General features: G+C 72.1%; 16 protein-coding genes. 8 read left to right on the forward strand and 8 right to left on the reverse strand.

Annotated features, from left to right (window positions below; genetic code table 11):
* Positions 1-15 precede the first annotated feature (15 nt).
* From QFZ74_RS13195 to QFZ74_RS13205, 3 genes are all read left to right on the forward strand, one after another.
* A complete protein-coding gene (locus QFZ74_RS13195) occupies positions 16-1,788 on the forward strand; it encodes a dolichyl-phosphate-mannose--protein mannosyltransferase (RefSeq protein WP_307621014.1) in 1,773 nt (590 codons plus the stop codon).
* Between the two features lie 154 nt (positions 1,789-1,942).
* Positions 1,943-3,577, forward strand: coding sequence for a penicillin-binding transpeptidase domain-containing protein (locus QFZ74_RS13200; protein ID WP_307621015.1), 1,635 nt, complete (start codon positions 1,943-1,945; stop codon positions 3,575-3,577).
* Positions 3,578-3,678: 101 nt separating this feature from the next.
* The gene (locus QFZ74_RS13205) at positions 3,679-5,382 is read left to right on the forward strand and encodes a penicillin-binding transpeptidase domain-containing protein (RefSeq protein WP_307621016.1); all 1,704 of its coding nucleotides are present in this window, start codon (positions 3,679-3,681) and stop codon (positions 5,380-5,382) included.
* A 28-nt stretch (positions 5,383-5,410) separates the two neighbouring features.
* Here the strand turns inward: QFZ74_RS13205 and QFZ74_RS13210 are convergent, their stop codons facing one another.
* Complete coding sequence (locus tag QFZ74_RS13210) at positions 5,411-5,767, reverse strand: SsgA family sporulation/cell division regulator (protein WP_307621017.1); 357 nt, start codon at positions 5,765-5,767, stop codon at positions 5,411-5,413.
* A gap of 205 nt (positions 5,768-5,972) precedes the next feature.
* Here QFZ74_RS13210 and QFZ74_RS13215 point away from each other — a divergent pair, with 205 nt between their 5' ends.
* The 4 genes from QFZ74_RS13215 to QFZ74_RS13230 all read left to right on the forward strand — a co-directional run bounded on the left by QFZ74_RS13215 (position 5,973) and on the right by QFZ74_RS13230 (position 9,821).
* The gene (locus tag QFZ74_RS13215) at positions 5,973-7,037 is read left to right on the forward strand and encodes an energy-coupling factor ABC transporter permease (RefSeq protein ID WP_307621018.1); all 1,065 of its coding nucleotides are present in this window, start codon (positions 5,973-5,975) and stop codon (positions 7,035-7,037) included.
* A gap of 1 nt (position 7,038) precedes the next feature.
* On the forward strand, positions 7,039-7,800 hold the full coding sequence (gene cbiQ / locus QFZ74_RS13220; RefSeq protein WP_307621019.1) for a cobalt ECF transporter T component CbiQ: 762 nt from the start codon (positions 7,039-7,041) through the stop codon (positions 7,798-7,800).
* Positions 7,788-8,561, forward strand: a complete 774-nt coding sequence (locus QFZ74_RS13225; protein WP_307621020.1) for an energy-coupling factor ABC transporter ATP-binding protein — start codon at positions 7,788-7,790, stop codon at positions 8,559-8,561. The genes cbiQ and QFZ74_RS13225 overlap by 13 nt, the downstream gene beginning before the upstream one ends.
* A gap of 90 nt (positions 8,562-8,651) precedes the next feature.
* The gene (locus QFZ74_RS13230) at positions 8,652-9,821 is read left to right on the forward strand and encodes a serine hydrolase domain-containing protein (protein WP_307621021.1); all 1,170 of its coding nucleotides are present in this window, start codon (positions 8,652-8,654) and stop codon (positions 9,819-9,821) included.
* A gap of 60 nt (positions 9,822-9,881) precedes the next feature.
* Here QFZ74_RS13230 and QFZ74_RS13235 read toward each other — a convergent pair whose 3' ends face one another.
* From QFZ74_RS13235 to QFZ74_RS13245, 3 genes are all read right to left on the reverse strand, one after another.
* Positions 9,882-10,157, reverse strand: a complete 276-nt coding sequence (locus tag QFZ74_RS13235) for a DUF1876 domain-containing protein (RefSeq protein ID WP_307621022.1) — start codon at positions 10,155-10,157, stop codon at positions 9,882-9,884.
* 79 nt (positions 10,158-10,236) lie between these two features.
* Entirely contained in the window at positions 10,237-11,142 is a 906-nt protein-coding gene (locus tag QFZ74_RS13240; RefSeq protein ID WP_307621023.1) for an NAD(P)-dependent oxidoreductase, read from the reverse strand.
* A 104-nt stretch (positions 11,143-11,246) separates the two neighbouring features.
* Positions 11,247-12,092 (reverse strand): DMT family transporter, encoded by an 846-nt coding sequence (locus QFZ74_RS13245; RefSeq protein ID WP_307621024.1) that lies wholly within the window; start codon positions 12,090-12,092, stop codon positions 11,247-11,249.
* Positions 12,093-12,266: 174 nt separating this feature from the next.
* Here QFZ74_RS13245 and QFZ74_RS13250 point away from each other — a divergent pair, with 174 nt between their 5' ends.
* Positions 12,267-15,509 carry a S41 family peptidase gene (locus QFZ74_RS13250; protein ID WP_307621025.1) on the forward strand — a complete coding sequence of 1,081 codons (3,243 nt, stop codon included), beginning with the start codon at positions 12,267-12,269 and terminating at the stop codon, positions 15,507-15,509.
* A gap of 158 nt (positions 15,510-15,667) precedes the next feature.
* On the opposite strand, the gene QFZ74_RS13255 is transcribed toward QFZ74_RS13250, so the two are convergent.
* From QFZ74_RS13255 to QFZ74_RS13270, 4 genes are all read right to left on the reverse strand, one after another.
* Positions 15,668-15,841, reverse strand: a complete 174-nt coding sequence (locus QFZ74_RS13255; RefSeq protein ID WP_307621026.1) for a hypothetical protein — start codon at positions 15,839-15,841, stop codon at positions 15,668-15,670.
* A gap of 112 nt (positions 15,842-15,953) precedes the next feature.
* Positions 15,954-16,838 (reverse strand): SDR family oxidoreductase, encoded by an 885-nt coding sequence (locus QFZ74_RS13260; protein WP_307621027.1) that lies wholly within the window; start codon positions 16,836-16,838, stop codon positions 15,954-15,956.
* A complete protein-coding gene (locus tag QFZ74_RS13265) occupies positions 16,835-17,806 on the reverse strand; it encodes an alpha/beta fold hydrolase (protein WP_307621028.1) in 972 nt (323 codons plus the stop codon). The genes QFZ74_RS13260 and QFZ74_RS13265 overlap by 4 nt, the downstream gene beginning before the upstream one ends.
* Positions 17,803-19,332, reverse strand: coding sequence for an NAD(P)/FAD-dependent oxidoreductase (locus QFZ74_RS13270; RefSeq protein WP_307621029.1), 1,530 nt, complete (start codon positions 19,330-19,332; stop codon positions 17,803-17,805). Before QFZ74_RS13270 ends, QFZ74_RS13265 begins: the two co-directional genes overlap by 4 nt.
* Between the last annotated feature and the right edge of the window lie 183 nt (positions 19,333-19,515).

Here is a 19,515-nt window from a genome sequence, read left to right on the forward strand (position 1 = left end):
CCCTACGATGGCGCGGTGACCAGTACCGCGTCCTCGATGGACACCCGGCAGGGCCAGGCCCCGGACGATCCGCGGCCGTCGTGGCAGCAGCGGCTGCGCCGTTACGGCTACGCGGCCACAGGCGCGGGCACGGCGATGCCCACAGGCGGCAGGAGCGGCACCGGCTCCGATGTCACCGACCGCCTGGTGCCGCCGTACACCGAGCCGAGTCCGCGGCTGTGGGTGGCGCTGGGCGTACCGCCGGCCCTGGCCGAGCGCGTCGTGCGCTTCTCGAGCTGGGTCGGGCCGCTGCTGGTGACGCTGATGGCGGGCCTGATGCGGTTCTGGAACCTGGGCAATCCGCGGGCGGTGATATTCGACGAGACGTACTACGCCAAGGACGCCTGGGCGCTCGTCCACCGCGGCTTCGAGGTCAACTGGGACAAGAACGCCAACGACCTGGTCCTGCAGTCGCACGGCCATCTGCGCATCCCCGCCGACGCGGCCTACGTGGTGCACCCGCCGGTCGGCAAGTACGTCATCGGGCTCGGTGAGCTGCTCTTCGGCTTCGACCCCTTCGGCTGGCGGTTCATGACCGCGCTGCTCGGCACGCTCAGCGTGCTGCTGCTGTGCCGGATCGGGCGCCGGATGTTCCGCTCCACGTTCCTCGGCTGCCTGGCCGGCGCGCTGATGGCGCTGGACGGGCTGCACTTCGTGATGAGCCGCACCGCGCTGCTCGACGGGGTGCTGATGTTCTTCGTCGTCGCGGCCTTCGGCTGTCTGATCGTCGACCGGGACCGGACGCGGGAGCGGCTCGCGGCCGCGCTGCCCGCCGACGCCGACGGCCGCGTCCGCCCGGACGCACACACCGCCGACAGCCTCTTCCTCGGCTGGCGCCCGTGGCGCTGGGCGGCCGCGGTCTTCCTCGGCCTCGCGATCGGCACCAAGTGGAACGGCCTGTACATCCTGGCCGCGTTCGGTCTGATGACCGTGCTCTGGGACGTCGGCGCCCGCAAGGTCGCCGGTGCCCGCCACCCGTACGTCTCGACCGTCCGGGACGCCGTCCTCGCCCTCGCCATGCTCCCGGTGGCGATCGGCGTGTACGTGCTGTCCTGGCTCGGCTGGATCCTCTCCCCGACCGACGGCTCCGGCGGCTACTTCCGCAACTGGGCGGCCGGCGACGGCAAGGGCGGCGGCTGGGCCTTCCTGCCCGCCTGGCTGCGCAGCCTGTGGCACTACGAGCACGAGGTGTACAACTTCCACGTCGGGCTGTCCTCGCCGCACACCTACCAGTCCAACCCGTGGAGCTGGATCGTCCTGGGCCGCCCGGTCTCGTACTTCTACGAGTCCCCCGGCCCCGGCGCGGACGGCTGCCCGATGAACGCGGGCGAGAAGTGCGCCCGCGAGGTGCTGGCCCTCGGCACCCCGCTGCTGTGGTGGGCGGGCTGCCTGGCGGTGCTGTACGTGCTGTGGCGCTGGGCCTTCCGCCGCGACTGGCGCGCCGGCGCCATCGCCTGCGGCATCGCGGCCGGCTACCTGCCCTGGTTCCTGTACCAGGAACGCACGATCTTCCTCTTCTACGCCGTGGTCTTCGTGCCGTTCCTCTGCCTGGCGGTGGCGATGCTGATCGGCGCGATCATCGGCCCGCCCGGCTCCGGCGACGGCCGCCGCGTGGTCGGCGCGACGGGCGCGGGCATCCTGGTGCTGCTGATCGCCTGGAACTTCATCTACTTCTGGCCCCTGTACACCGGCACGGCCATCCCGATCGACTCGTGGCGGTCGCGGATGTGGCTGGATACGTGGGTCTGAGCCGCGCTCGGACAACAATCGGAAACTTTCTCCCCCGGTGGCCCCGCGAGCACTTAAGGTGCGACCACGGCCAGCTTTGAACGCGTTCATAAATGCGGGCAGGGATGCGGGCAGACGGACGCGGACAGGGCTTCACGGGGAGGGGAAGCGCGCCATGCGCAAGGGGGTCAAGGCCGCCGTCATGGGCGGGGTGTTCACCGTGGTGGTGGGAGGGGCCGGGTACGGCGCCTTCAACATCGTCTCGGCGTTGAGCGGCGGCGGAGGGACGGGGGCGTCCGGGGGCGGGTCGGAGGTCGTGCGGACCGGGCCGCCCACCGCCGCCGAAGCGAAGGAGACCACGCGGAAGTTCTTCGCCGCCTGGGAGAAGGGCGACGGGACGGCCGCGGCGTCGTACACGAACAACGAAGAGACCGCGGCGCAGTTGCTGAACGCCTACGGCGAGGAGGCGCGCATCACCAAGGTGCACATCGCGCCCTCCTCGCCCGTCGGCGCGACCGTGCCGTTCACGGTGAAGGCGACGGTGTCGTACGACGGGAAGTCCGAACCGCTCGACTACTCCAGCGAGTTGAGGGTCGTGCGCGGCCAGGTGACGCACCGCGCGCTCGTCGACTGGGAGCCGTCCGTCGTCCATCCCCGGCTCCAGCGCGGCGACACCCTCGTCACCGAGGAGTCGGCGAGCCCACCGATCAAGGCGGTGGACCGCGACGGGACCGTACTCACGAAGGAGGACTACCCCTCCCTCGGTCCGATCCTGGACGCCCTGCGCGAGAAGTACGGCGAGGAGGCGGGCGGCAGGGCCAGTGTGGAACTGGTGATCCGGCACCCGGCGGACGGCACCCCCGACACCCCGCTCCTCACGCTCGTCAAGGGCCGGCCGGGCCGGCTGCGCACAACACTGAGCGCGGGTGTGCAGGCGGCCGCCGAGAAGGCGGTGCGGAAGTACGCCGAGTCGTCGGTGGTGGCCCTGAAGCCGAGCACCGGCGAGGTGCTGGCGGTCGCCAACCACCGTCAGGACGGCTTCAACGCGGCGTTCCTGGGCAAGGTGGCGCCCGGCTCCACGATGAAGATCGTCACGGCGGCCATGCTCATCGACCACGGCGTCACGTCCGCGTCCGGCCCGGCGCCCTGCACGCCCGACGCGATGTGGGAGGGGCAGACCTTCCACAACCTCAAGGACATGACGCCCGACGAGAAGGCGACCCTCTCCGAGAGCTTCGCGCGCTCCTGCAACACGGCCTTCGTCAAGTTCACCGACGACGTGAAGAGCGACTGGCTGGCCCGGGAGGCCGAGGACCGTTTCGGCCTCGGGCGCGACAACTGGCAGACCGGCATCCAGTCCTTCGACGGCCGGGTTCCGGCCACGGAGGGCCCGGACAAGGCGGCCGTCCTCATCGGCCAGGGCCAGATCGAGATGAACCCGCTGAACATGGCGTCGGTCACAGCGACAGCGATGACGGGCGTCTTCCACCAGCCCGTTGTCGTCCCGTTGAGCCTCGACGACCGCGAACCGGCGCACGCGCGGGGGCTCGCGTCGGGTACGGTCCAGCAGTTGCGGGCGATGATGAACCGCACCGCCGTCGGTGGCACCGCCTCCGGCATCATGTCCCGGCTGAGCGGCAGCATCGGCGCGAAGACGGGCTCCGCCGAGGTCGACGGGCAGAGCAGGTCCGACAGCTGGTTCACCGGTTACCGCAATGACATGGCGGCCGCCGCGATGACCCAGGACGGCGGCCACGGCATCGACGCCTCGGGCCCGATTGTCGCGGACGTGCTACAAGCAGGTGGCTGAAGTCACCCGCCCAGCAGGGGACTCTAGGCTGGTGCCGTCGTTGAGGATGTCAACGTCCGCGACGGCAGCGGGGTCCTGGGGAACGTGGAGGAACTGAGGCAGTGGGCAAGAGAAGACTCGTCACCGAGCAACAGCGGAAGACCAGCCCGGCCGTACTCGGCGGGATGATCGCCGTCGTCATCGGTGGCGCGGGGTTCGGCGTCTACGCGCTGTACGGCGGCGGCGCCTCGGCCGAGGACGTCACGGACGCCGCCGACCGCAAGCCGGCGTACACCCGCCCGCTGTCCGCCGAGGACGTCCGCACCGCCACCGAGCGCTTCCTGACGGCGTGGCAGCAGGGCAGTGTCCCGCGCGCCGCGGCGGCCACGACCGACCCCGCCGCCGCCACCCCGCTGCTCGTCGGCTACGCCAAGGACGCCCACCTCTCGGCGCTCACCCTCACCCCCGGCCGCCGCACCGGCACCAAGGTCCCCTTCTCGGTCAAGGCCACGGTGTCCGAAGAGGCCCCGGCGGCCACTCAGACCACGCCGTCGGGCGGCACCGCGAGCAAGCCGCTGGCGTACGACAGTTCACTGACCGTCGTCCGGCGCCACAGCGACGGCAAGCCGCTCGTCGAGTGGCACTCCTCCGTCCTCCACCCCGACCTCAGGGACGGCGACACGCTGGTCACCGGCGAGTCCGGCACGCCGCCGGTCAAGGCCCTGGACCGCGACGGCGGGGAGCTGACCGCCGCCAAGTACCCGTCGCTGGGCGCGGTCCTGGACGGGCTGCGCGAGAAGTACGGCAAGGAGGCGGGCGGCAAGGCCGGCGTCGAGCTGCGGGTGGTCCGCGGCAAGGAGTCGAAGAAGCTGAAGCTGTCCGACAAGACCCTGCTCGAACTGAGCAAGGGCACGCCGGGCACGGTGAAGACGACGCTGAACCCGGACCTCCAGGCCGCCGCCGAACAGCGGGTCGCCAAGCGGGACAAGGCCTCGGTCGTCATGATCAAGCCCTCGACCGGCGAGGTCCTCGCCGTGGCCAACTCCGGCCACGGGTTCAACACCGCCTTCATGGGCTCGCTGGCGCCGGGCTCCACGATGAAGATCATCACGTCGTCGCTGCTGATCGAGAAGCACCTCGCCTCGGCGGACAAGCCGCACCCGTGCCCGAAGACGTTCACGTACGGCCACTGGAAGTTCCACAACGACGACGACTTCGAGATCAAGAACGGCACGTTCAAGGCGAGCTTCGGGCGCTCCTGCAACACGGCCTTCATCAGCCAGGCGCCGAAGCTCAAGAACGACGACCTGACGAAGCAGGCGCAGCAGGTCTTCGGTCTGTCGATGAACAACTGGGCGATCGGCGTGCCCTCCTTCGACGGCCAGGTGCCCGTGCAGTCGGCGGCCCAGATGGCGGCCTCGCTGATCGGCCAGGGCGGGGTGCGTATGAACCCGCTGAACATGGCGTCGGTCGCGGCGACGGTGAAGTCGGGCAAGTTCCACCAGCCCTACCTGGTCTCGCCGGAAGTCGACCACCGCAAGCTGGCGACCGCCTCCCGCACGATGTCGTCCTCGACGCTGTCCCAGCTGCGCGAGCTGATGCAGTTCACGGCCCAGTACGGCACCGCCGCGGAGGCCATGGCCGGGCTCGGTCCGGACTACGGCGCCAAGACGGGCTCGGCGGAGGTCGACAGCCAGAAGAAGCCCAACGGCTGGTTCGCCGCATACAAGGGCGATCTCGCGGGCGCCGGTGTGGTGCAGGCGGGCGGTCACGGCGGTGACACGGCCGGCCCGATCGTGGCGGCCCTGCTGAAGATGGGGGACTGACCTCGGGCTGACCCCCGGACCCAGGCCGTCAGCCGGCCACCGGCGCGGCGGCCGCGGCCATGTAGGTGCGGCCCAGGAACCGCAGCAGCGTCTTCGTGTCGAACTGCACGACGGCCACACCATGCGGGGAGTGGAACTCCACCACGGTCTGGACGCGGCCGCACGGCCACACCCGCACGTCCCCGTCCCGCGCCGGGCCCCGCAGCCCCCGCTCCAGCAGTTCGCGCGGGAAGGCCCACTCGTGCGGTCCGGGCAGGCGGACCCGCACCGACCGCGGGTCCGTCGCGGCGTCGTAGCGCAGGACCACGGGGACGGCGCCCGGTTCGTCGCCGGCGTCCTCGTCCGTGACGATGCGGGCCCGTGCGTACTGCTCCACTACGGACATCGGTGCCCCTCACGCTGCGTGACCTGTGTGAATGCTGGGTACTCGCTACTCGCCTTCATTCCAATGTCTCATATGCCCCACATTGTGCTCATTGGAGCGAAGGTCCCGCGCGAGGACCGCACAGGTGACCGCACAGGTGACCACCCTCAAAATACGACTAGCTAGCTCTTGCAAAGGGTTTGCAACAAGCCTCTAGAATCAAACGGTGCACGTACCTGACGGATTCATCGACGCCCCTGTCTCCGCCGTCACCGGGGTGGTCGCCGCCGGCGCCATCGCCGTGAGCCTGCGCGGTGCCCGCCGCGAACTCGACGAGCGCACCGCGCCGCTGGCCGGGCTGGTCGCGGCGTTCATCTTCGCGGTGCAGATGCTCAACTTCCCGGTGGCGGCCGGCACCAGCGGCCATCTCCTGGGCGGAGCGCTGGCCGCGATCCTCGTCGGGCCGTACACCGGCGTGCTGTGCGTCTCCGTCGTGCTGCTCATGCAGGGCATCCTCTTCGCGGACGGCGGTCTGACCGCGCTCGGCGTGAACATCACCGACATGGCGATCGTGACGACCGTCGTCGCCTACGCCGTCTTCCGCGGGCTGGCCAAGGTGCTCCCGCGCGGGCGCCGCTCGGTGACCGTCGCCTCCTTCGTCGCCGCGCTGCTGTCGGTCCCGGCCGCCGCCGTCGTCTTCACTCTCATCTACGCGATCGGCGGCACCACGGACGTCGCCCTCCCCAAGGTCGCCACGGCCATGGTCGGCGTCCATGTCCTCATCGGCATCGGCGAGGCCGTGATCACCGCGCTCACCGTCGGTGCCGTGATCGCCGTACGGCCGGACCTGGTGCATGGCGCCCGGGGCCTTGAGCAGAGACTCAAGCTGCGGGTGAACGGCGAGCTGGTCGACGCCCCCGCCGCCGAGCCCGCCCCGGCACCGGCCGGCCGCTCGCACCGCAAGCTCTGGATCACCGGCCTGATCACCTCGCTCGTGCTCGCCGGGTTCGTCAGCTTCTACGCCTCCGCCCACCCCGACGGGCTGGAGAAGATCGCCCACGACCAGGGCATCGACAAGAAGGCCGAGCCGCACGCGTCCTCGGACTCCCCGCTGGCCGACTACGGCGTCAAGGACGTCTCCGACGCCCGCCTCTCCGGCGGTCTCGCGGGCGTGATCGGCGTCGGCGCCACGATCGTCGTGGGCAGCACGGTGTTCCGGGTGGTGCGCAGGCGTCGTACGGACGAGATGTCCCGCGCGGACACGCACACCGCCACGGGAACGAGGGTCTGACATGGGTGCCGGCCACGCGCACCGGTTGTACCGGCACGGGCACTCGCCCGTGCACGCCCTGCCCCCGCACACCAAGCTCGCCGCCGTCTTCGCCTTCGTGGTGATCGTCGTCTCGACCCCGCGGGAGGCCATGTGGGCCTTCGGGCTCTACGCCGTCCTGCTCGCGTACGTCGCGTACCGCGCGCGCGTGCCCGCCGGGTTCCTGCTGAAGCGGCTGCTGATCGAGGTGCCCTTCGTCGCGTTCGCGGTGCTCATGCCGTTCGTGGCCCAGGGCGAGCGGGTCGAGGTCCTCGGAATGCAGCTGAGCGTGAGCGGGCTGTGGGGCGCCTGGAACGTCCTCGCCAAGGGCACCCTCGGCGTCGCCGCCTCGGTCCTGCTGGCCGCCACCACCGAGCTGCGCGAACTGCTCCTCGGCCTCCAGCGGCTCAGACTTCCGCCGCTGCTGGTCCAGATCGCGTCGTTCATGATCCGTTACGGCGACGTCATCACCGACGAGATGCGCCGGATGCGCATCGCCCGCGAGTCGCGCGGCTTCGAGGCGAGCGGCGTGCGCCACTGGGGCGTCCTCGCCAAGTCGGCCGGCGCGCTCTTCATCCGCTCCTACGAACGCGGCGAGCGCGTGCATCTGGCCATGGTGAGCCGGGGCTATGCCGGCTCGATGCCGGTCATCGACGAGGTGACCGCCTCCCGGGCGCAGTGGCGTCACGCCCTCGCCCTCCCCTCGACGGCTCTGGTCGTCTGTCTGCTGGGATGGACCCTGTGACTGCACCTGCCTCGCTGGAGGTCTCCGGCCTCGCCTTCGCCTACCCCGACGGCCACCAGGCCCTGTTCGGCGTCGACTTCAGCATCGGGCGCGGCGAACGGGTCGCGCTGCTCGGGCCGAACGGCGCCGGGAAGACCACCCTCGTCCTCCACCTCAACGGCATCCTCGGCGGCGGCGCCGGGACGGTGACCGTGGCCGGGATGCCGGTCGGCCGCCGGCACATGGCCGAGATCCGGCAGAAGGTCGGCATCGTCTTCCAGGACCCGGACGACCAGCTGTTCATGCCGACGGTCCGCGAGGACGTGGCGTTCGGCCCAGCGGCCGCGGGCCTCAAGGGCGCGGCGCTGGAGCGGCGGGTGCGCACGGCCCTGGAGCTGGTCGGCATGCAGCACTTCGCCGACCGCCCGCCGCACCATCTGTCCTTCGGCCAGCGCCGCCGGGTGGCCGTCGCAACCGTGCTCGCGATGGAGCCGGAGATCCTCGTCCTGGACGAGCCGTCCTCCAACCTCGACCCGGCCTCCCGCCGCGAACTGGCCGACATCCTGCGCTCGTTGGACGTGACCGTCCTCATGGTCACGCACGACCTGCCGTACGCGCTGGAGCTGTGTCCGCGTTCGCTGGTCCTGAGCGACGGCGTGATCGCGGCGGACGGCGCGACCGGCGAACTGCTCTGCGACGAGGAGCTGATGCGCGCGCACCGCCTGGAACTGCCCTTCGGCTTCGACCCGCGCTCGGTGGCGGCGACGGCAACATCGGCATAACGATCGCCTCCGGCCTGGGACGCGAAGGAATCGCAGGCCGCCCCTGGCTGTTGCACCGCCTGTCGAAGGCAAGCCGAGGAAAGGGCGAACGTGGACGTCACTGACGCGCACGGCACGGTGGCCGAGGGCTTCGAGCCGGTCAGGGAGGCGTTCGCAGCGAACTTCGCCCTGCTGGGCGAGCGGGGCGCCGCGGTCGCCGTCTACCGGGACGGCCACAAGGTCGTCGACCTGTGGGGCGGCACCAAGGACGTCGACGGTACGGCCCCCTGGGAGGCCGGCACCGCGCAGATCGTGCGCTCCGCGACGAAGGGCGTCGCCGCGACCGCGCTGCTGCTCCTGCACCAGCGCGGGGAGCTGGACCTGGACGCCCCGGTGGGCGCGTACTGGCCGGAGTTCAAGGCGGCCGGCAAGGAGCACACGCTCGTACGGCATCTGCTCGCGCACCGCGCGGGCGTCCCGGTGCTGGACCGCCCGCTGACCCCCGAGCAGGCCGCCGACCCCGACCTCGGCGCCGAGGCCGTGGCCGCGCAGGCCCCGGCGTGGGAGCCGGGCACGGCGCACGGCTACCACGCGCAGACGTACAGCTGGCTCACCGGTGAGCTGATCCGGCGCATCACGGGCCGTCCGGTCGGCGCATGGATCACGGCCGAGATGACGCGGCCGGTGGGTGCGGACTTCTGGCTGGGGCTGCCCGAGGAGCAGTCGGCGCGCGTGGGCCGCCTCGGTCCGGTGCAGGCCCCGGAGACGGTGGGCGGGCTGAAGACGCGCCCGAAGCGCGCCGTCGCCGAGGCCTACGCCGACCCCGAGTCGCTCACCCGCCGTGCCTTCGCCGCGCTCACCCCGGCGCCCGACGAGAACGCCCCCGCCTATCGCGCCGCCGCGCTGCCCGCCTCCAACGGCATCGCCACCGCCGACGGCCTGGCCCGCCTGTACGCGTCGCTGATCGGCGAAGTGGACGGCGGCGCCCGCCTGTTCACCCCGCGGACCATGGAACTGGCCCGCGCCGAGCAGTCCGCCGGTCCCGACCGGGTGCTCGTGGTGAACACCCGCTTCGGCCTCGGCCACATGCTGCACGGCCCGGCCTCGCCGCTGCTGTCCCCCGGCTCCTTCGGCCACCCCGGCCGCGGCGGCGCGCTCGCGTTCGCCGACCCGGACTCGGGCATCGCCTTCGGCTATGTGACCAACGGCTTCCGCAAGTCCGTGACGGCGGATGCGCGCGCGCAGGCGCTGGTGAAGGCAGTGCGGACGGCCCTCGTGTAGGGCCTGGGCGGCGGATCATGCCGCAGACGCTGGGCGCCCGCACCGCTGCTCCCGGGCCGCTCACACGTGGATGGGGTGCGAGATCCGCCCGGAGCTCTCGTCGATCTCCTCGTGGGCCTTGGTCAGCAGCAGCATCGCCAGTTCGTTGAGGGCCCGCGCGCCGGCGATCTCCTCGCCGACCCGCGGCTGGTTGCTGTCGGTGTGATATCGGGTCGCATGGCCGTGCGCCCGTACCTCCGTGCCGTCGGGCAGCCTCAGCAACGCCACTGCCCTGGTCTGCTGGTCGTCCTCCAGGAACTCCATCTCGACATGCCAGCCCACTGCCGGGTGCATCATGACGACCACCTCCAACATCGCTGATTCCAGGGTGCTCCTCGCGGCCGGAGACGTCACCTCGGACCGGGGTCGCCCGGCGTCAGGAGGCGGCCTCGCCCGGCTTCCCGCTCTCGTCGAAGCTCGCGAAGTACGCGGCGGCCATGTCCTCGTCGGCGTGGCCCAGGGCGGCGGCGCGGGCGAAGCGTTCGGCGGCCGCGGCGGCCACGTCCAGGCGGACGCCGCTCTGTTCGCCGGCCGCCACGATCAGCCGCGCGTCCTTCTCGGCGGTGGCCACCGCGAACTGGGCCGGGGTCAGCGGCCCGTCGAGGACGAGACCGGCCTTGGCCCTCAGGTACCCCATGTCCAGCGGGCCCTCCTCGATCAGCTCGAAGAAGCCCTGCGGGTCGACGCCGAGCCCCTCCGCCAGCGCCAGCACCTCGCCGGTCGCCGCGGTGACCGCGAGGACCCAGCTGTTGGCGACCAGCTTCAGCCGGGAGGCGGTGCCCGCCGCCCCGTCCTCGCCGGTCCACACGGTGCGGGCGCCGACCGCGTCGAAGACGGGCGTCACCGTGGCCCGGCCCTCCTCGGGTCCGGCGGCCAGCACGGTGAGCTGGCCCAGCTCGGCGGGCTTGCGTGTGCCGAGCACCGGGGCGTCGTAGAAGACCAGGCCGTGCTCGCCTGCGAAGGCGGCGAGGTCGGCGATCGCGTCGATCCCGGCCGTGGTCGACTGCACCCACACCGTGCCCGGCCGCAGCGCGGGCGCCGCCTCGCGCATCACCTCCAGGGTGGCCGGGCCGTCGTACAGCATGGTCAGCACGACGTCGGCGCCCCGGGCGGCCTCGGCCGGGGTGTCCGCGACCTCGATGCCGTCGGCGGCCAGCGGCTCGGCCTTGGTGCGGGTGCGGTTCCAGGCGCGGACGGTGTGCCCGGCCCGGGCGATGCTGCGAGCCATCGCGGCACCCATGATGCCGGTGCCCAGAACGCTCACGGTGAGCTTGTCGGTCATGCTCGCTTCCTCTTCTCGTACGCCGTCGCGCACGACGGTGCGGATCTCGTGCGGGTCGCCCCAGCTTCTCGTACGCGTACCCGCGCCGCCGCCTGCCGCGCGTGCTAACCGGCGTGCAGCATCAGCCCGATGCCGACGACCAGGAGACCGGCCGCCGCGATCCTGGGCGCGCCGAACCGCTCCTTGAAGAACACCGCGCCGATCGCGGCGCCGACGATGATCGAGGACTCGCGCAGCGCGGCGATCGGGGCGAGGGCGGCGCGGGTCTGGGCCCACAGCACCAGGCCGTACGCGAGGACGGACAGCAGGGCGCCGAGCAGCCCCACCGCGGCGAAGGGGCGCAGCGCGGCGGCCGTCCCGCCCCGCCAGCGGTACACGGCGTACGCCGGGACCGCGACGCCCTGGAGCACCATCAGCCAGGCGGTGTAGCCGACCGGGGAGCCGGAGGCGCGCACGCCGAGCCCGTCGACCACGGTGTACGAGGCGATGGTCAGCCCGGTCGCGAGGGCCGCGCCGATGGCCGCCCACGGAGGCCGTTTGCCGCGCAGCCCCCACAGGGCGACCCCGGTGAGTCCGGCGCAGGACAGCGCGATACCGGCGGCACCCCACGCGTCCGGCACCTCGTGGATGAACACGGCCGCGAGCACGGCGGTGACGAGCGGGGCGCTGCCGCGCGCGATGGGGTAGGCCTGACCGAAGTCGCCGAGCCGGAACGAGGTCATCAGCAGGACGACGTACGCGAGATGGATGCCGGCCGAGACGATCAGATACGGCCAGGCCGCGGCCGCCGGGAAGGCGGCGAAGGGGGCCATGACGAGTCCGATGAGCACGCCCCCGGCCAGGATCAGCGTGAAGCCGACCAGCTTGTCGGTGATCTTGTGGGCGATGGCGTTCCAGCTGGCGTGCGTGACCGCGGCGAGCAGGACGGCCGCGGTGACCGCCGGGGTCATGCGGTGACCTCGGCGCCGGTGGTGGCGCCGGCCGCCGCGGCCACGGTCGCATTCATGATCATACGAGCACGCTAGCGGTGCGTGTACGGGGCACGCGACCGATTTGGGCCCCGCGTGACCCTGGCCCCTCTGCCACGAGTTGCCCCGCTCCATCCCCCGGCAAAGCATGGGGAGGTGAGCTATCTGCGCATGCCCCACATCCACGGCGACCAGCTGACCTTCGTGGCCGAGGACGACCTCTGGCTGGCGCCCCTCGACTCTCCGGGCCGTGCCTGGCGGCTCACGGCCGACCGCACCAAGATCGCTCATCCCCGCTTCTCGCCCGACGGCAGCCAGATCGCGTACACCAGCTGGCACAGCCTCGCGCCGGAGATCAGGCTGACCTCGGTGGACGGGGGCACGGGGGAGCAGCTGACGTACTGGGGCGGCGACGACGCCCAGGTGTGCGGCTGGACCCCGGAGGGCGACATCCTCGCCGTCGCCTCGCACGGCGAGCCGTTCACGCACTTCTCCTTCGCCTACAAGATCCCCACCACGGGCGCGCCCGGCGGCAAGCTCCCCTGGGGCCCCACCTCGGGCATCCAGGTCGCCGACATCGACGGCGAGCGCAGGACCCTGCTGCTCACCGGCACCCCACCGCACGACCCGGCCTCCTGGAAGCGCTACCGCGGCGGTGCGACGGGCCGGCTGTGGATGCACGGCGAGCGGCTGCTGCCCGACCTCGACGGCCATCTGGACTCCCCCATGTTCGTCGGCGGCCGGATCGCCTTCCTCTCCGACCACGAGGGCGTCGGGAACCTGTACTCGTGCGCGTACGACGGCTCCGACCTGCGCAGGCACACCGACCACGACGCCTTCTACGCCCGCAACGCCTCCACGGACGGCGACCGCGTCGTCTACCAGTGCGCGGGCGACCTGTGGATCGTCGACGACCTCTCCCCCGACTCGGTCCCGCGCCGCCTCGACGTGCGGCTGGGCGGGCCGAGCGTGGGACGCCGCCCCTACCAGGTGCCGGCGGCGCAGAACGTGGACGGGGTCTCCGTGGACGAGACGGGCCGGGCGAGCGCCGTCGTGGTGCGCGGCAGCCTGTACTGGCTCACCCACCGGGACGGCCCGGCCCGTACCCTCAGGGACACCCCGGGCGTCCGGGTCCGGCTGCCTGAGATGCTCGGCTCCAGCGGTCAGGTCGCCTACGTCACGGACGCGGGCGGCGCCGACGCCATCGAGATCGACCCGCTGCCGCGCTCCACCGGCGACCCCGCCCCGCGCCGTCTCGCCTCCGGCGAGCTGGGCCATGTGACGGAGCTGGTGTCCGACCCCGAGGGGGAGCGCCTCGCCATCGCCTCGAACGACGGGCGGCTGCTGCTGCTCGACACCGCCGAGGACGCGAGCGGGGAGGTCAGGGAGCTGCTCCGGTCGGACAACGGGCCGGTGCGGGACATGGCCTTCTCCCCGGACGGCAAGTGGCTGACCTGGTCTCACCCCGGCATCGGCCGCTCGCTGCGGCAGATCAAGATGGCCCGGCTCTCGGACGGGACGGTCGTCGACGTGACCAACGGCCGCTTCGAGGACGAGAACCCGGTCTTCACCCGGGACGGCCGCTACCTCGCCTTCCTGTCCTGGCGCGGCTTCGACCCGGTGTACGACGTGCACACCGGGGACCTGTCCTTCCCGCTCGGCTGCCGCCCGTACCTGGTGCCGCTGTCCTCAGCGACGCCCTCGCCGTTCGCCCTGAACCCGGACGGGCGCCCGGCCGCCGGAGGCCTGGACCCGGTCAGGAGCGAGGCCGAGGGCGAGAGCGGCGACGGCACGGTGATCGTCGAGACCGAGGGGCTGGAGAGCCGGGTGACGCCGTTCCCGGTCACCGCCTCCAAGTACTCCTCGCTGAAGCCGGTCGCGGGCGGCGGGCTGGTCTGGCAGCGCTGGCCGATCTCGGGCGCGCTCGGCGAGACCTTCGCCAACCCCAACGACATGACGGGCCGGCCGAGCCTGGAGCACTTCAACATCGCCAAGGCGAAGAAGACCGAACTCGTGGGCCATCTCGACGGGTTCGAGGTGAGCGGGGACGGGACCCGGCTGGTGGTCATGGACGAGGGCGACCTGCGCGCCGTCCCCGCCACCGAGCCCGGCGACAGCGACACCACGGTCTGGATCGACCTGCGCCGCATCCGGCACGTGGTGGACCCGCCCGCGGAGTGGCGCCAGGCCTACGAGGAGGCGGGCCGCATCACCCGCGCCTATTTCTGGGACCCGGACATGTCCGGGATCGACTGGGACGCGGTGCTGGAGCAGTACCGCCCGCTCGTCGAACGGGTCTCCTCCCCCGACGAGTTCGCCGACCTGCTGCGCGAGGTCCTCGGCGAACTGGGCACCTCGCACGCGTACGTGTCCGCCGCCCGCCGCAACGAGGGCCCGCCCCACTACCAGCGCCGCCAGGGCCTGCTGGGCGCCAACTTCGTGCGCCGCGGCGACCACTGGGTGGTCAAGCGGATCCTGCCGGGCGAGTCCTCCGACTCCCGGGCCCGCTCCCCGCTCGCCGGCGCGGGCATCCGCGAGGGCTCCGCGCTCACCCATGTCGACGGCCGCCCGGTCGACCCCCTCACCGGCCCGTACCCGCTGCTCGCGGGCTCGGGCGGGACGACGGTGGAGCTGACGTTCGCCCCGCCGGAGGGCGAGGAGGGCCCGCCGCGGCGGGTGGCGGTGATCCCGCTGATCGACGAGCGGCCGCTGCGCTACCAGGACTGGGTGGCCAAACGCCGGGAAGTCGTCCGGGAGTTGAGCGACGGCAAGTGCGGCTATCTGCACATCCCCGACATGGGCGGCTCGGGCTGGGCCCAGTTCAACCGCGACCTGCGCATGGAGGTCTTCCGTCCGGCGCTCATCGTCGACGTACGCGGCAACGCGGGCGGCCACATCAGCGAACTGGTCGTCGAGAAGCTGACCCGCACCATCCTCGGCTGGGACCTCACCCGCAACGCCCAGCCCGTCTCGTACGCCTCCAACGCGCCCCGGGGCCCGGTGGTCGCCCTGGCCGACGAGGCGACGGCGTCGGACGGCGACATGATCACGGCGGCGTTCAAACTGCTGGACCTCGGGCCGGTGGTGGGCCAGCGCACCTGGGGCGGCGTCGTCGGCATGACCGGCCGGCACCGCCTCGGCGACGGCACGGTGATCACGGTCCCGATGAACGCGGCCTGGTTCGACGAGTACGGCTGGTCCGTGGAGAACCACGGCGTCAGCCCCGACGTGGAGGCCCTGCGCACCCCCCTCGACTGGGCCGAGGGCCGCTACGCCCAACTCGACGACGCGGTCCGCCTGGCCGTCGACCTCCTGGAAACCCAGCCCCCAGCCACCCCACCGGACTACAGCAACGTCCCCAACCGAGCCAGGCCGAAACTGCCGCCGCGCAATCTTTAGGGGCGCGGGGAACTGCGCATCTTTCAGGGACGCGAGGAACTGCGCGCCCAGCCCCCAACCCCCCACCCGACAACGCACCGAATCAACGCCAACGCCAACGTGGGGCACCCCATAAACAGGGCACCCCACGTCGAACCGGCTAAAGCCGAGCGCAGCGACTAGGCGTCATAGTCCTGGTCGAAGCGGTCCTGGTCCTCGTGGTGCGAGCGCTCGCGCTCGTCCTCGCGCTGCGGACGGCCCTGCGGGGCGCGGCCCTTGGCCTTCTCGGCGGCCTGCTGCGCCTTCTGCTTGCCCTGCTGGGCCTTCTGCTGCATCTGGTCCTTCATACCCATGTGGGTTCACTCCCGTAATGAGTGGGGGGGACGGCCCTTGACCGGGCCTCGACCAGATTCACACGAGCCGCCACGCTCCGCATGTCGATCAGTAACGGTGCGTAGCAGGCGGTCAGTTCGGCCGGTTCACCCGCTCCTGCTCGTCGGCCGCACCGCCCGCTCCGACCAGCCCCGTGCGCATCCCCTGCAGCCGCGGCCCGAACCGCCGCATCTCACGCTGCCCCACGGTGCCGATGATCCCCGGGAGGTAGCCGCGCACGCCCTGCATCCCGCGCAGCCACCACTGCCCGTACACATGGCTGGAGCGGCGCTCGATCCCGGCCACGATCCGGTCCACGGCCGGGCCGAGCGGGTAGGTCTTGTTGGACGGCCACGGCAGCCGCTGCCTCAACTCCCGCATGACGTCGTCCACATCGGCGCCGCGCACCATGTCGGTGTCGGTCCACGACAGGTACCCGACGCCCACCCGCACGCCCTGGTAGCCGACTTCGGCCCGCAGGCTGTGCGCGTACGCCTCCACGCCCGACTTGGACGCGCAGTACGCGGTCATCATCGGCGCCGGCGTGATCGCGGCGAGGGAGGCGATCTGCAGCAGGTAGCCCCGGCTCTCGATGAGCACCGGCAGGAAGGCCCGCGCCGTCACCGCCGAGCCGATCAGGTTGACCTCGATCACCCGCCGCCAGGACACCGGGTCGGAGTCGACGAACGGACCGCCGGTCGCCACCCCGGCGTTGGCGACGACGATGTCGACCTTGCCGAACCGCTCCTTCACCTCACGGGCGACGCGGGCCATCGCCTCGTGGTCGGTGACGTCGGCGTACCAGTAGTCGCTCTCGCTGTGCAGCCGCCCGGAGACCTCCTTGAGCACCTCCTCCTCCAGCCCGACCAGCGCCACCTTGGCGCCGCGTGCGGACAGCTTGCGCGCGAGCAGCTCGCCCACGCCGCGCGCGGCTCCGGTGACCACCGCGACCTGCCCCTCGAGGCCGACCCTGCTCATGCGCTCTCCTTGGTGTGTGCGTCGGTGTGTGCGTCGCTGGGTGCGTCGCCGTGTGCGTCCGCCGGGTGCGGCAGATACGTGGTGACGAGTTCCCGGATCCGCGCGGTGACCAGCTCCGGTGCCTCCACCGGTGTCATGTGGCCGAGGCCGGGAAGCTCGGTCGTGCCGACGCACTGGGGCAGGGCGGCGGCCAGGGCCCGGGCGTGCACGGGCGGCGTGAGCCGGTCGCCGGTACCGGCGACCACCGCCGTCGGGACCGTCAGCTCCCGGACGCCGTGGTCGAGGTCGAGCTGGGCCAGCACCTGCGACCAGGCGTGGCGGACGCGGCGCGGACAGGCGTGCACGATCCGCGCGCAGGCCTCCACCATGTGCGGGGCGGAACCGGCGCCCATCGTGGCGTACTTGAGGATCCGCTTGGCGAGGGGGGTGACCGGGCCGAGCGGGGCGCGTGAGCCCAGGACGTGCGTGGTGAGCCAGGTGCGCAGCCTCCCGGCGCGGATCGGGACCACGGTCGACTCGGCGACGAGCCGCGAGCTGCCCGTGCTGCACAGCAGGACGGCGGCCGCGTGCTCCCGGAAGCGGGGGCGCGCGGCGGCGGCCATCACCGTCATGCCGCCCATGGAGTGGCCCGCGATCACGGCCTTCTGGCCGGGTTCGAGCGTGTGGGCGAGCACCGCCTCCAGGTCGTCGGCCAGCGCCTCGGTGGTGCAGGCGGGGCTCGCGGGGCTGCGGCCGTGGCCGCGCTGGTCGTACGCGACGACGCGGTGGTCGGCGGCCAGGTCCCGGATCTGCGCCGCCCAGAAGGCGGTGGAGCAGGTCCAGCCGTGGGCGAGGACGACGGTCGGCGCGTTCTCGGGGCCGTGCACCTCTACGTGCAGCCGCGCGCCGTCGGCGGAGACGGCGGTGAGTTCACGGGCGGGAGCGGGCGGGGCGTAGGGCCCGGGGACCACGTTCTTCGGGCGGCTCATACGGCGACCTCCGTCGCGTCGGTGGCGTCTGTGCGCCGGGCGGGGGTCTTCTCCCCGGCCGCCCGGATGACCTGGTACTCCGCGAGGTCGACGCGGCGCGTGGCCCGCCGGAACTCGGTGGTGGTGCCGGGCCAGATGGTGGTGTTGCGCCCGCTCGCGTCCAGGTACCAGCTGGTGCAGCCGCCGGTGTTCCACACCGTGCGCTTCATGCGCTGCTGCACCTGGTGGTTCCAGGCCCGTACGGCGCTGGGGCGGGCGTCGAGGGCGGCGCGGCCCCCGAGGACGTCGAGCTGGCGGACGTAGTCGGCCAGGTAGTTCAGCTGCGACTCGATCATCAGGATCATCGAGGAGTTCCCGAGGCCGGTGTTGGGCCCGATGATCGACATCCAGTTGGGGAAGCCGGCCGCGGTGGCGCCGCGCAGGGCCCGCATGCCGTCCTTCCAGCTCTCGGCGAGGGTCCTGCCCTCCGCCCCGACCACGCGCTCGGCGATCGGCAGGTCGGTGACGTGGAAGCCGGTGCCGAAGACGATGGCGTCCACCTCGGCCTCGCTGCCGTCGGCGGCGACGACGGTCGACCCGCGGACCTCGCTCAGCCCGCTGGCGACGACGTCCACGTTGGGCCGCGCGAGGGCCGGATAGTACGTACTGGACAGCAGGATCCGCTTGCAGCCGATCCGGTAGTCGGGGGTGAGCTTGGCGCGCAGGGCCGGGTCCTTGACGGCACGGCCCATGTTGCGCAGCGCGAGCTTCTCGATGAACCCGAGTTCGCCCGGGTGCTTGGTGAACGCCTGGACCTGCAACTCCCGGATTCCCCACAGCAGTCCGCGGCGCAGCTGCGAGGTGAGGGGCAGCCGGCGGTGCATCCAGCGCTCGGCGTCACTGATGTCCCGGTCGACGCGCGGCATCACCCAGGGCGGGGTGCGCTGGAAGAGGGTGAGCTTGGAGACGAGGGGCTGGACGGCCGGCACGATCTGGATGGCGGAGGCGCCGGTGCCGACCACGGCGACCCGCTTGCCGCGCAGGTCGTAGTCGTGGTCCCAGCGGGCGGAGTGGAACACCTTGCCGGGGAAGGAGTCGAGGCCGGGGATGTCCGGGACCTTCGGCTCGGACAGCGGCCCGGTGGCGGAGACGACGATGTCGGCGGAGAGCGAACCGCTGCTGGTCTCCACGTCCCAGCGCAGCTTCTCCGTGTCCCAGGTCATCCGCGTCACCTCGGTGCCGAAGCGCAGGTGGGGGCGCAGACCGAAGACGTCGGCGACGTGCTCCAGGTAGGCGCGGATGTGCTCCTGCCCGGAGAAGGTGCGCGGCCAGTCGGGGTTGGGCGCGAAGGAGAACGAGTAGAGATGCGACGGGACGTCACACGCACACCCGGGATAACTGTTGTCCCGCCAGGTGCCGCCGACGCTGTCGGCCCGCTCCAGGACGACGAAGTCGGTGATCCCCTCCCGGCGCAGCCGCACGGCGGCGCCCAGTCCCCCGAACCCGGACCCGATCACCGCCACCCGCACATGCTCGCGTTCGGCCATCGCGAAACCTCCAGCCATCCCGTCGGACCCTTGGATCTCGCCAGTGAATACTGGCGCAATGGAAGGGAGAGTAGAGCAGCCCCCTACCGATGGGTAGGGGTCGGGGAAGGGAAAGTTACCGGCGGTACACCTTAGGCTGCGAGCGTGGCAGACGACGGCGGACGAGGCGGCGGTACCGGGAAG

The organism is Streptomyces sp. V3I7 (assembly GCF_030817495.1).
In the GTDB taxonomy this organism is placed as follows: domain Bacteria; phylum Actinomycetota; class Actinomycetes; order Streptomycetales; family Streptomycetaceae; genus Streptomyces.